12 protein-coding genes are annotated in these 12,842 nt (G+C 58.9%); 6 read left to right on the plus strand and 6 right to left on the minus strand.

Annotation, left to right across the window (positions count from 1 at the left end; genetic code table 11):
- The first annotated feature begins 166 nt into the window (after nt 1-166).
- Entirely contained in the window at nt 167-1,207 is a 1,041-nt protein-coding gene (locus KW839_RS14520) for an NADP(H)-dependent aldo-keto reductase (RefSeq protein WP_218424700.1), read from the plus strand.
- 129 nt (nt 1,208-1,336) lie between these two features.
- Here the strand turns inward: KW839_RS14520 and KW839_RS14525 are convergent, their stop codons facing one another.
- Nucleotides 1,337-2,473, minus strand: a complete 1,137-nt coding sequence (locus KW839_RS14525) for an acyl-CoA dehydrogenase family protein (protein ID WP_060539467.1) — start codon at nt 2,471-2,473, stop codon at nt 1,337-1,339.
- 222 nt (nt 2,474-2,695) lie between these two features.
- Here KW839_RS14525 and KW839_RS14530 point away from each other — a divergent pair, with 222 nt between their 5' ends.
- The 4 genes from KW839_RS14530 to KW839_RS14545 all read left to right on the plus strand — a co-directional run bounded on the left by KW839_RS14530 (nt 2,696) and on the right by KW839_RS14545 (nt 7,023).
- A complete protein-coding gene (locus KW839_RS14530) occupies nt 2,696-3,616 on the plus strand; it encodes a GlxA family transcriptional regulator (RefSeq protein ID WP_218424731.1) in 921 nt (306 codons plus the stop codon).
- A gap of 250 nt (nt 3,617-3,866) precedes the next feature.
- Nucleotides 3,867-4,754 carry a nitrilase family protein gene (locus tag KW839_RS14535; protein ID WP_218424701.1) on the plus strand — a complete coding sequence of 296 codons (888 nt, stop codon included), beginning with the start codon at nt 3,867-3,869 and terminating at the stop codon, nt 4,752-4,754.
- Nucleotides 4,755-4,767: 13 nt separating this feature from the next.
- The gene (locus KW839_RS14540) at nt 4,768-5,964 is read left to right on the plus strand and encodes a hypothetical protein (RefSeq protein ID WP_218424702.1); all 1,197 of its coding nucleotides are present in this window, start codon (nt 4,768-4,770) and stop codon (nt 5,962-5,964) included.
- A 78-nt stretch (nt 5,965-6,042) separates the two neighbouring features.
- Entirely contained in the window at nt 6,043-7,023 is a 981-nt protein-coding gene (locus tag KW839_RS14545) for an asparaginase (protein WP_218424703.1), read from the plus strand.
- A 179-nt stretch (nt 7,024-7,202) separates the two neighbouring features.
- Here the strand turns inward: KW839_RS14545 and zapE are convergent, their stop codons facing one another.
- The 3 genes from zapE to KW839_RS14560 all read right to left on the minus strand — a co-directional run bounded on the left by zapE (nt 7,203) and on the right by KW839_RS14560 (nt 10,397).
- Nucleotides 7,203-8,297: a cell division protein ZapE gene (gene zapE, locus KW839_RS14550; protein WP_218424704.1), complete on the minus strand. Its 1,095-nt coding sequence runs from the start codon at nt 8,295-8,297 to the stop codon at nt 7,203-7,205.
- A 90-nt stretch (nt 8,298-8,387) separates the two neighbouring features.
- Nucleotides 8,388-9,743 carry a tryptophan--tRNA ligase gene (locus tag KW839_RS14555; RefSeq protein WP_218424705.1) on the minus strand — a complete coding sequence of 452 codons (1,356 nt, stop codon included), beginning with the start codon at nt 9,741-9,743 and terminating at the stop codon, nt 8,388-8,390.
- Between the two features lie 24 nt (nt 9,744-9,767).
- On the minus strand, nt 9,768-10,397 hold the full coding sequence (locus KW839_RS14560; protein WP_218424732.1) for an alpha/beta hydrolase: 630 nt from the start codon (nt 10,395-10,397) through the stop codon (nt 9,768-9,770).
- Nucleotides 10,398-10,541: 144 nt separating this feature from the next.
- On the opposite strand from KW839_RS14560, the gene KW839_RS14565 reads away from it, so the two are divergent.
- Nucleotides 10,542-10,976, plus strand: a complete 435-nt coding sequence (locus KW839_RS14565) for a YhcB family protein (protein WP_060539460.1) — start codon at nt 10,542-10,544, stop codon at nt 10,974-10,976.
- Between the two features lie 291 nt (nt 10,977-11,267).
- On the opposite strand, the gene KW839_RS14570 is transcribed toward KW839_RS14565, so the two are convergent.
- Complete coding sequence (locus KW839_RS14570; RefSeq protein ID WP_060539459.1) at nt 11,268-11,972, minus strand: OmpA family protein; 705 nt, start codon at nt 11,970-11,972, stop codon at nt 11,268-11,270.
- Nucleotides 11,973-12,067: 95 nt separating this feature from the next.
- Complete coding sequence (locus KW839_RS14575) at nt 12,068-12,712, minus strand: MBL fold metallo-hydrolase (protein ID WP_218424706.1); 645 nt, start codon at nt 12,710-12,712, stop codon at nt 12,068-12,070.
- Nucleotides 12,713-12,842 lie beyond the last annotated feature (130 nt).

Here is a 12,842-nt window from a genome sequence, read left to right on the forward strand (position 1 = left end):
AGCCGGATACAGACGCTTTCGGGGGCTCGGGTCGGCGCGTCCGTTCAACGGCAAGATTCTTCGGCGGCGGCGCATCACTTCCACTGCAGAAAGAGGTGCGCAATTATGCAGATTGCGAAAAATAATTCAACCTGCTTTTATGATTGTTTTGCCCAAGGAGCACCCGATGGACTATCGCCAGCTAGGCCGAACCAATCTGAACGTGAGCGCCCTCTGCCTCGGCACCATGACCTGGGGCGAGCAAAACAGCGAGGCAGACGCCTTCGCCCAGATTGACCGGGCCAAGAGCGCCGGGATCAACTTCATCGACACCGCCGAAATGTATCCGGTGCCGCCCAAGGCCGAAACCTACGCCACTACCGAGCGCTACATCGGCAATTACTTCAAAAACCGCGGTGACCGCGCCGACTGGATCCTGGCCAGCAAGATCGCCGGCCCCGGCAATACCATCGACTACATCCGCGACAAGAACCTGCGGCACAATCGCCAGCACATCACCGCAGCCGTCGACGCCAGCCTCGAGCGCCTGCAAACCGACTACATCGACCTGTACCAACTGCACTGGCCGGAGCGCAGCACCAACTTTTTCGGACAGCTGGGATACAAGCACCAGACCGAAGCCAACCTGACGCCCCTGGAAGACACCCTCGAAGCCCTGGACGAACAGGTGCGAGCCGGCAAGATTCGCCATATCGGCCTGTCCAACGAAACACCGTGGGGCACCATGCGTTTCCTCGCCCTGGCCGAAGCCCGTGGCTGGCCGCGTGCCGTGTCGATCCAGAACCCGTACAACCTGCTCAACCGCAGCTTCGAAGTCGGCCTGGCGGAAATCGCCATCCGCGAGCAATGCGGCCTGCTTGCCTACTCACCGCTGGCGTTCGGCTTCCTGTCGGGCAAGTACGAAGGTGGCGCTCGGCCGCCAAAAGGTCGCCTGAGCCTCTACAGCCGCTTCAGCCGCTATTTCAACCCGCAATCGGAAGCGGCGTGCAGCCGGTATGTGGCGCTGGCTCGTGAGCACGGCCTGGACCCGGCGCAGATGGCATTGGCGTTCGTCACGCAGCAGCCGTTCGTGACCAGCAACATCATTGGTGCGACCACGCTTGAGCAACTGGACAGCAACATCGCCAGTTTCGAACTGAAACTGTCGGAAGAAGTGCTGGAAGGGATCGAGGCGATTCACAAGGATCATCCGAATCCGGCTCCTTGACTGATTCATAGACCCTATCGCGGGCAAGCCCGCTCCCACAGGTTCTGTGTCGTTCACATATTTCTTGAACACCGCCCGACCTTGTGGGAGCGGGCTTGCCCGCGATGGCGCCCGCCAATTCACCGCAGATCAAAGAGAGCGCGCAATGATCTCCTTCATGATCTCGTTAGTACCCGCATAAATCCGCTGCACCCGTGCATCCGCCCACGCCCGGGCGATCGGGTATTCCCACATGAACCCGTAGCCGCCGTGCAATTGCACGCACTCGTCGAGCACCTTGCATTGCAGGTCGGTGCCCCAGTACTTGGCCATTGCCGCCGTCGGCACATCCAGCTTGCCTTGCAGATGCAGCTCCAGGCAGCGGTCGACAAAGACGCGACCGATCTGAATCTCGGTCGCCATCTCCGCCAGCTTGAATCGGGTGTTCTGAAAGTCCGCGATCGACTTGCCGAATGCCTTGCGCTCACGGGTGTAATCCAGCGTCCATTGCAAACCGGCCTCGGCTGAAGCCAGCCCGCCAATCGCCACGGTAAGGCGCTCCTGGGGCAGCTCCTGCATCAGGTAGGCAAAGCCCATCCCCGCCTGGCCCAGCAGGTTTTCCTTGGGTACACGAACATCCTGGAAGAACAGCTCCGAAGTGTCCTGCGCTTTCATGCCGACCTTCTCCAGGCGCTTGCCCTTGTCGAAGCCTGGCGTATCGGCCTCGACCAGAAACAGGCTGGTGCCCTTCGCGCCGGCCTTCGGATCGGTCTTGGCGACGACAATTACCAGATCTGCCAGGTAACCGTTGGTGATGAAGGTTTTCGAGCCGTTAATCACGTACTCATCGCCATCGAGCACCGCCGTGGTCTTCACCCCTTGCAGGTCGGAACCGGCACCCGGCTCGGTCATGGCAATGGCTGAGACCATCTCGCCGGACACCAGCTTTGGCAGGTATTTGTGTTTCAGCGTTTCACTGCCGTAATGCAGGATGTAGGGCGCAACGATGTCGGAGTGCAGGGAAAAACCAATGCCGGTAAGGCCCAGACGCCCTACTTCCTCGATCACTACTGCGCTATAGAGAAAGTCCGCCCCAAGACCGCCGTACTCCTCCGGCAGGTGCGAACAAAGCATCCCCGCCTCCCCCGCCTTGTTCCACAGTTTGCGATCGATGTAGCCCTGTTTTTCCCATTGCCCATGGAACGGCACTGCTTCTTTTTCAAGGAAGGTTCGCACGCTGTCACGGAAAAGTTCGTGCTCGGAGCTGAACAAGGTTCTGGGAATCATGCGGCACCTTTCTTTTATTTTTTAGAAGGAATAAGCCTTCAGAGACTAAGCCCCGCTACCGATACAGGACACTGGACACATCCGACAAAAAATAAGACGATCCAGCCGTCTGGTGACCACTTTCCCCTATAAGAATAAAGTTGAATTATGTCTAACCAAGCCTCCACGCCCTTGCGGCGCGTCAGCATCCTGGCCTTTGACCGGGTTTTCGCCTCTACCCTCATGCAGGCCAAGGATTTCTTCCACCTCGCCAGCCTGCGCTACGGCAAACAGCTGGGCCTGGGCCTGACACCGGCGTTCGAAACCCGGCTGGTCAGCCCCGACGGCAACGCGGTGAATACCTTCAGTGATGTGAAGATCCCGGTAGATGGCGGGCTGGAAAATACCGACATCATCATCATTCCCGCCTTCTGGGACGACTTCGACTCCCTCAGCAAACGTTATCCACAGGTCCTGCCCTGGCTGCGCCAGCAACATGCCCGCGGCGCCGTGCTCTGCGGCGAAGCCACCGGCGTGTTCTGGCTGGCCGAAGCAGGGTTGCTCAATGGCAAGGAAGCAACCACCTACTGGCGCTTCTTCAATGCGTTCGCCGAGCGCTTCCCGCAGGTCCAGCTCAATCAGGACAAGCACCTGACCGACGCCGACAACCTCTATTGCGCCGGCGGCACCACCTCGGCGAGCGACCTGTACGTTTACCTGATCGAGCGTTTTTGCGGCGCCAACGTCTCCCAGGCCGTAGCCCGGGACATTCTCTACGAAGTCCAGCGCAGCTACTCGCCGGGACGCATCGGCTTCGGCGGGCAGAAGCTGCATCAGGATGTGATCATCCTGCAGATCCAGCACTGGCTCGAAGAGCACTACGCCGACAAATTCCGCTTCGAGGACGTCGCTCGCGAACACGGCATGAGCATCCGCAATTTCATGCGCCGCTTCCAGACCGCCACCGGCGACAAGCCCCTGCACTACCTGCAACGCCTGCGCATCGAAACCGCCAAGGGCCTGCTCTCCGGCAGCCGCAAGAGCATCAAGACCATCAGCTACGAAGTCGGCTACGACGATGCCAGCTTCTTTGCGCGACTGTTCCGCCAACACACCGAGCTGTCGCCGAACCAGTATCGGCAGCAGTTTCTGCAGGCCGCCTGAACCTCATTTCGTTCACATAACCCCCGAGCTGCCGCAGGCTGCGATCTTTTGATTTTGTCTTTAAAAAGCAAGATCAAAAGATCGCAGCCTGCGGCAGCTTCACAACGACCAGGCACGACGTGCATTGACCCTGTTTGGGACCCGGACTACAACCTAAACGGAAGTGGCCGACATACGTAGAACTCCTGATTGACCTCTTATATCCACGCATTTCAACAGCGTGAATAACAATAAAAAGAGGTCATCAACAATGCGTGAGCCAACAAGCCCTGTTCGTGTAGCAGTCGTGCAATTCGACCCACAGGTGGGCGTGGAAAATCGTGAGGGCAATCTGCATCGCAGCCTGCAATTGGCGATGGAAGCGGTAAAGGACGGGGCGAATCTTGTTGTCCTGCCTGAACTCTCGAACACCGGCTATTTCTTCAAAAATCGACAGGACGCATTTGACCACTCGGAGTCGGTCCCCGGCGGCGCGAGCGTAAAAACCTGGATCGACTTCGCGCGCCAGCACAAGGTCTACGTTGTCGCCGGTCTGGCTGAGCGCGACGGCATGCGGCTGTTCAACACTGGCGTTCTTGTCGGCCCTGACGGCTTCATCGGCAAGTATCGCAAGGCACATTTATGGAACCAGGAAAAACTGTGGTTCACACCGGGAGATCTGGGCTTTCCGGTTTTCGATACGCCGATTGGACGCATCGGCTTACTGATCTGCTGGGATATCTGGTTCCCGGAAGTGCCGCGAATTCTGAGCCAACAAGGCGCTGACATCATTTGCAGCCTGAACAACTGGGTCTGGACGCCACCGCCGCTTTTTGATGAGGCGGGCAAGTGCATGGCGTCTTATCTGACCATGACAGCGGCACATGTAAACAACGTGTTCATTGCCGCAGCCAGCCGAATAGGCGAAGAGCGCGGGGCTCGATATCTCGGCTGCTCGCTGATTGCCGGCACCAATGGCTGGCCGATTGGTGCAGTTGCCTCGGCGGACAAACAAGAAATCCTGTTGGCCGATATCGATCTCACCAGCTCCCGCAGCGCCCCGATCTGGAACGACCTGAACGATCTGCATCGCGATCGTCGAACCGATCTGTACGACCAGATGCTCGGCTACACCCAACATCCATCTCTGCCGCGTTAATGGGGGTGCAAGGATGGAAAGCACTTCCCGAAATAGCCACATTGCGCGCAAGTCGCCCCTCGATGCGGCGATCCTTGTGCTGATACTTGGCGCGATTGTGCTGATTATCTGGCTTTCATTCACCTACCGTTCTGCCTGGGCAGCGCATTGGCCAAGCTACGGCGACATGCTGTCCGGCCTTCCCGAACCGAGCGCCTGGTTGCGCTGGGTATTGGGGGACATCAGCGAGGTTGCATTCTACAAACACGAGTTCGCCTCGATCGGGTTGCTGGCCGGCGCCTATCTGGCTTACTGGGCGAATCGAACGGGGAAAGCCTGGCAAGGTTTTGCCATTTCCTACGGCAGCGGACTCTGGCCGTGGTTGATCACCAGTTCGTTGCTCGGACTGCTGCTGAGCAACCTGCTGTGGGGGTGGACGGTTACCGCCACCACCTGGCAACCCACGTTCGCAGCCTTTGTTTCGTTACCGGCAGCGATGGTGCTGATGTTTGGCGGTGGCTGGAAAGTCACGATCAACGGCGCGCTCATGGGCGCGGTGATGGTCACCCCGATGTGCTTGTTGATCGTCAACTACGTCTGCAATCCACTCGGATTGCCAGCGGTGACCGGCAACGTACTGGGAATGGCTGTCGCCAGTGTCTTTGCCTTTCTGCTCTGTCGATATCTCCCAAGCCTGATGAAGTCGCAAGCATCCACGAAGCCTTGCGCCCCGCCTCCACCACCCACCAAAGCACCGGACTACGGTGTTATCTGGAGCCTGCGGCGAGTCCTGGCCGACTTTTCGGAAGCGCCGTTCTTTGGCAATGAACTGGCAAGCCTCGGCCTGCTATTGGGGGCAATGCTGGCTTACACCCTGAACCCGTTGAGCCCGGTTTACGGTTCTGGTCTGTTGCCACAGCTGATCGGCGCACAGGCATTGACCTCGGCAATAGGCGTGGTGATCTGGCGTCGGCAATGGATGTTGCACGGCTGGTACCCCACCTACGTTCCACTGGTCTCAGTGGTGCCGGCGGCGATTCTGGCCTATGGCGGCAGTTGGCAGGTCATTGTCATGAGTGCGCTGCTGGGCGCCCTGATTGCGCCACCATTGGCTTATGCGATTGCCAGAAGGTTACCTGCCGATATGCATGGTTACATCGGTAACGTCCTGTCCATGGCCATCAGCACCTTGTTGATCGTTCCATTCATCGGACTCTTGATAGCCAACTGACGGAAGCTGCCTTGCGGCTGTATCGCGGACTTCGGTCCGGGTACAGCCACTTTCCATAACGAGCAAGCGAGGTATTACATGGATCTGCCTAAACTGGCCATCGCGGCCCTGGGTGGCACTGTGAGCATGCAGGCCAGAAACGCCGGTGAGGGAATAGTCCCGGCAGTCACCGGCGAAACACTGTTGGAGTCGGTACCGAAATTGGCGACGCTGGCACGGGTAAGCGTTGAAACCTTGGGCTTGGTGCCAAGCGCCTCACTGGATTTCGAGTTCCTGCTGGGTGTCCTTTCCTGGGCGAACGTTCAAATCCAACAAGGTGCGATCGGTGTCGTCATTACCCAAGGCACAGACACCCTCGAAGAAACGGCCACTTTTTTCGATTATTTGTGGGCCCACGATCAGCCGCTAGTCCTGACCGGCGCCATGCGCTCCGCTGCCAATGCGGGGGCCGATGGGCCGGCAAACCTTCTGGACGCTTGCCGGGTCGCCCTGGCGGCGAACAGCCGGCAACGAGGCGTTCAGGTGGTCATGAACGGGCAGATTCACTGCGCGAGCGCCGTCCGCAAAACCGATTCGTTAGCGTTGCAGGCTTTCTCCTCTCCCATCGTGGGGCCTGTTGGCATGCTCGTGGAAAACACCATCCACTATTTGCGCCCGCCAGCCCAGCGCAAGGTTTTACCGCTGCCACAGCAGACAACACAGAAAATCGCCCTGTTGGAAGCGTCGCTTTCTGCAGACAGCCTCATGCTGGAAAGCATTCTCGAGCTCGGCTACGACGGACTCGTTATCGCGGGATTTGGTGCAGGGCATGTTCCCGAGAACTGGGCCGAGGTGATCGAAACTATCGCCGGAAAAATCCCGGTCATTATTGCAACCCGGACCGGATCCGGCTCTACCGCACGGTCCACTTATGGCTTTATCGGTGGCGAGATGGACCTGATCCGCAAAGGCGCATCGATGGCAGGACTTCTGTGCCCGCGCAAAGCCAGGGTTCTATTGTGGCTGTTAGTCGGTTGTCAGCGACAGGATGCGCTGGCGAGTTATCTCTCAAAAGACTGACACTTCCACTGTGGGAGCGGGCTTGCTCGCGAATGCGGTGTGCCAGATAAATTGATATCGACTGACACGACGCTTTCGCGAGCAAGCCCGCTCCCACAGTATTGTGGTGACCCTGGTGGATTGCTTTCAGCACAAAAAAGGGCCTGCATTTGCAGGCCCTTTTTTTGTTTGTGAATCGCTTAAGGCTTGTGCGCCCGCGCCAGGAATTCGTGGGACTGCATTTCCAGCAGGCGGCTGAGGGTACGCTGGAATTCGAAGTTCAGGCGACCGCCGGTATAGAGGTCTTTGAGTTCAACTTCGGCGGATATGATCAGCTTGACGTTACGGTCGTAGAACTCGTCGACCATGTTGATGAAGCGTCGGGCGATGTCGTCAGTGGTGACGCTCATTTGCTCGACATCGCTGAGCAGCACGGCGTGGAAGATCTTGCCCAGTTCGATGTAGTCGTTCTGGCTGCGCGGACCGTCGCACAATTCGCGGAAGTTGAACCAGGCCACGTCATCGCAGGTGCGCAGGGCACGGATTTCGCGGTTTTCGATCATCAGCACGTCGTTTTCGACCGCCGCCGTGCATTCCGGCGTCAGCGCACGGAAGCTCTTGCGCAGGCTTTCGTTGGCGGTTTCGTCGAGTGGATAGTGGAACAGCTCGGCCTGTTCGAGGTGACGCAGGCGATAGTCGACGCCGCTGTCGACGTTGACGATCTCGGTGTTCTGTTTGATCAACGCAATGGCCGGCAGGAAACGCGCGCGTTGCAGGCCGTCCTTGTACAGGCCGTCCGGCACGATGTTCGAGGTCGCGACCAGGGTTACGCCGTTCTTGAACAGCTCTTCCATCAGGGTGCCGAGGATCATGGCGTCGGTGATGTCGGAAACGAAGAACTCATCGAAGCAGATGACCCGGGCTTCGGTGGCGAAACGTTTGGCGATGATGGTCAGCGGGTTTTTCTCGCCGCCCAGGGTCTTCATCTCTTCGTGCACGCGCTTCATGAAGCGGTGGAAGTGAGTACGAGACTTTTCCTTGAATGGCAGCGCTTCGAAGAAGGTGTCCACCAGGTAAGTCTTGCCGCGACCGACGCCGCCCCAGAAGTACAGGCCCTTGACCGGGGTCTGATCCTTCTTGCCAAACAGCTTGCCCAGCAGGCCCGGTTTGTTTTGCTCGGCGGCGACCAGGTCGTCGTACAGGCGCTGCAAATGACGCACGGCAGTTTCCTGCGCGGCATCATGGAAGAATTCCGGGCGTTTCAGATCAGCTTGATATCGTTCTAGGGGCGTCATAATTCGTTAGCAAGGCAACAAAAACGGGCCGTCACTGTAGCGATGGCCCCGGGGAATGGCAATCGGCCCTTGATCGGGCCGAGCCGTTGATTAGTCCTGAACCGGCGTAAGAGCAATCCGCAACGCTTCGATTGCAGCGTCGCGCGCCGCGCTATCCGCGAAGGCGGGACTGTCAGCCACGCACTGGCCTTCCAGCCAGACGCTGAAGCTCAGCGCTTCACTGCGCACGTCCAGTGGCTGGCCTGCTTGCAGTTGCTTGGTTACCTGACCGGCGGTCTTGCCGTCGGCAAAATTGCACGACAACAGCAGCTGTTCGCCATCGGCAGCCAGCAGACGGAAACGGAAACTGCCGTCGTCCTCGCGGAAGCTGACAAAACGCGCGGCTTTCGCAGCTTTTTTCTTGGTGGTCGCTGCAACTTGGGTCTGGGCCACGAAAGAACGCAGGCCAACCGCTTCACGCAGCTCGTTGAGGAACGGCGTAGCAACCGCACGGGCCTTTTTCGCGCCGTGCTGCAGGATGTCTTCCAGGTCAGCCGGGCGCTCGATCAGTTGGTTATAGCGCTCGCGGGACTCGCCCAGTTCGTTGTCCAGCAACTGGAACAGGCGATTCTTCGCCTCGCCCCAACCCAGGCCCTGCAACAGTTCACTGCGGAACTCGTCGGCCTGGCCAGGAGTGGCGAACGCCTGGAACAGGGTGAACAGATGCGAGTTGTCCGGATCCTTGGCTTCGCCCGGCGCGCGGGAGTCAGTGACGATCCGCGAAATCGCGTCCTTCATTTCCTTGGCGCTGCTGAACAACGGAATGGTGTTGTCGTAGCTCTTCGACATCTTGCGGCCGTCGAGGCCTGGCAGCGTGGCAACGCTTTCTTCGATCAGCGCTTCAGGCATGGTGAAGAATTCTTTGCCCTGGCCAAAAAGGTGGTTGAAGCGCTGGCCAATGTCCCGCGCCATTTCCACGTGCTGGATCTGGTCGCGACCGACCGGCACCTTGTGCGCGTTGAACATCAGAATGTCCGCCGCCATCAGCACCGGGTAGCTGTACAGGCCCATGGTGATGCCGGCATCCGGGTCTTCGCCGGTCTCGACGTTCTTGTCCACCGAGGCCTTGTAGGCGTGGGCACGGTTGAGCAGGCCCTTGGCGGCGACGCAAGTCAGCAGCCAGGTCAGCTCGGGGATTTCCGGAATGTCGGACTGGCGATAGAAGGTCACGCGCTCCACATCCAGGCCACCGGCCAGCCAGGTCGCGGCGATTTCCAGACGCGAGCGCTGGATGCGCAGCGGGTCATCGCATTTGATCAGGGCGTGATAGTCGGCCAGGAAGTAGAACGAATCGGCATTGCTGTCACGGCTGGCGACGATCGCCGGGCGGATGGCGCCGGCGTAGTTGCCCAGGTGCGGCGTGCCGGTGGTGGTGATGCCGGTGAGGATACGGGTACGAGTCGTCATGGGTAATCGCTTGTCAGACTGCAATCAATTCGAGAGACGCGGCAGGATCAGATCCTTGAGATCGGTCAGCTTGCCATGAAAAAAGTGTCCGCATTCTGCCACTTTCAGCAGCTCATGGGGGCGTTCGAGCTTGTCGGACCATTGATAAACGACTTGCGGATCGATGACTTCGTCGGTTTCCGGCTGGATCAGGGTCAGTTCGCCGTTCTGCGGCAGTTGATCCTGATCACCCAGGCGCATGACCGCCGGTGCGACCATGAACAAGTGCTTGAGTAGCTCGCCCTGCGCTTCCAGCCGCCCGCCGAGACTTGCTGCAACAAATCCGCCGAAGGAAAAACCGAACAGGGTCAATGGCAAGTCCGGATGTCTGGCCCGGAACCACTCGGCTACCGCCTGGGCATCGTCGACTTCACCGGTGCCCATGTCGTGGGAACCTTCGCTGGCGCCGACGCCACGGTAGTTGAAACGCAGGGTAATCAAACCGGCATCGCGCGCCGTGCGCTGCAGGGTCGAGACCACTTTGTTGAGCATGGTGCCGCCCTGCACCGGGTTCGGATGGCAGATCAGCGCCAGGCCACGCGGCTGCTCGTTATCCAGGTAAAGGGCTTCCAATTGGCCGACCGGCCCGTCAATCACTACAGGTGTTTCGCGCATAAGCAAGGAAGGAACTCCGTGACCTCGAATCGGGTCGACTCGTCTAGCAAATTGTCTGTGCCAATCTATTGCGAGTGAATCGCGGTATACAGCGCAGGTTCGAGCCGTTAACGTAAAGCAAAGCCGTTTATAGAGGAAGGACTCGTGGAACACTCGCTCTTAGTTTGGTTGTTACCGACTCTTGCCCTGGTTGTGGGTGTCGCCATTGGGTTTCTGATCGCTCGCCTTGCGCCGAATGCCGTGCCTAGCAGCACACAACGCCAGCTGGACGATATTCAGGAACGTTTCGACAGTTATCAGAATGAGGTGGTCACCCACTTCAACAGCACCGCAACACTGGTTAAAAAGCTGACCCAGAGCTATCAGGAAGTGCAGGACCATCTCGCCGAGGGCGCCAACCGCCTGGCCCTGGACGAGCAGACCCGTCAACGCCTGCTGGCCTCGCTGCACGCCGATGCGACGCAAGCACCACGCGAGCGCCTGACGCCACCGCGCAATCAGGAACCGCCACGCGACTACGCACCGAAAGCCCCGAATGCGCCGGGCATGCTCGATGAGCATTATGGCCTGAAGAAGTAACCAGGTTCGCGCGACACAAAAAGCCCCCGGATGAGTGATTGTCCGGGGGCTTTTTAGTTTTTGATCCGGTATTTCTGCTGCCCACACTGGCCTCTTCGCGGGCAAGTCGAATCGTCGCACCGCCGCTCCCACAAGGTTTGTGTACGACAGAGTTCCCTGTGGGAGCGGACTTGCCCGCGAAGAGGCCAGACAGGCAACACAAAAAAGCCCGCCTGATCTGATATGGATCGGGCGGGCTCTGTTTACGCCTGGGGTTCAATCAGACATCAACGGTACTGCTGAAATCCAGCCTTACTGCTGGGCACCATACTGCTGGCCCGGGATCGCCTTGAGGTTGACCTCGACACGGCGGTTCTGCGCCCGGCCATTGGTATCGCCGTTGCTGGCAACCGGATTATCCGGACCGGCGCCACGGGCACTCAGGTTGGCACCGCTGACGCCTTGCGAAGTCAGGTAGGTGGCCACGCTCTGGGCGCGACGCTGGGACAGGTCCATGTTGTGCTGGCGGCTGCCGGTGCTGTCGGTGTAGCCGACGATCTCGATCTGGTTCTGGTTGAACTCTTTCAAGGAGCCCGCCAGGTTGTTCAGCGGCTGATAGAAGCTTGGGGCGATGTTCGCCGAATCGGTGGCGAAAGTGATGTTGCCGGGCATGATCAGCTTGATCTGGTCGCCCTGACGCTGCACTTCAACACCGGTATTGGCCATGCTGGCGCGCAGTTTCTTTTCTTGCTGGTCGGCGTAATAACCGTAGCCGGCAGCAGAAGCACCGACCACCGCAGCACCGATCAACGCGCCTTTACCACGGTTATCGTGGTTGATGGCGGCACCCGCCACAGCGCCGGCCAGTGCGCCGAGACCACCGTACTTGGCGGTCTTGCTCATGCCCTGGGAGCCGCCATCAGCCTGCCCCTGCTCATTGTAAGGGTTAGGCGAGGCGCAGCCAGACAGCAAGGCCACAGCGGTAGCGACAATAATCAAACGACGCTTGGTGAACATGAAAAGCTCCTACTTTGCATTCTATGGTGCAATGGACCATCGGCCTTTGCGGGCGTTTGATCATTAGATGCGATAAAAATTCCGTGAGTTACAAATCAAGCCCGTACAAAAGGGTTCTCGCGCATTTCGTCGCCCAGGCGAGTATCCGGACCATGCCCCGTCACCACCGTCGCTTCTTCGTCGAGGGTGTAAATCCGCTGCTTGATCGAGCGCACGATAGTCGCCTGATCGCCGCCCCACAGGTCGGTGCGCCCTACTCCGCGACGGAACAAGGTGTCGCCGGCAATCAGCAGTTTAGCGTCTGAAAACCAGAAGCTCATGGAACCCGGCGTGTGACCCGGCGTATGCAGCGCCACTCCGCAACCGCAGGCCAGTTCTTCATCATCGGCCAGCCAGCGGTCCGGGGATGGCACCGGGGTGTAGGGAACGCCGAACATCTGGCACTGCATTTCCAGGTTATCCCAGAGAAACTGATCTTCTTTATGCAGATGCAGGGTCGCACCGGTTTTCTCTTTAAGCTGACCGGAAGCCAGGAAGTGATCCAGGTGTGCATGAGTGTGGATGATGCTGACCACCTTCAGGCCCAGGGCATCGAGCCGCGCGAGGATCAGTTCATGATTGCCGCCCGGGTCGACAACAATCGCCTTTTTCGTCACCGGATCGCCGATGATCGTGCAGTTGCACTGCAAAGGGCCGACGGGGAAGGTTTCGCGTATTAGCGCGGGCTTTGCAGGTTCCATGGGGGGTCCTGAAGAAAATGGATGTCCTATTCTGGCACAGCTGCCGGGGATCGCCGAGACTCCCGCCTTTTGCACCAGCGGTGCTCGACTAAAGAATCAGCCTACACCAATAAAGGAAGCGTCTGATTTA

The organism is Pseudomonas sp. PDM31, from assembly GCF_019218965.1.
Taxonomy (GTDB): Bacteria; Pseudomonadota; Gammaproteobacteria; order Pseudomonadales; family Pseudomonadaceae; genus Aquipseudomonas.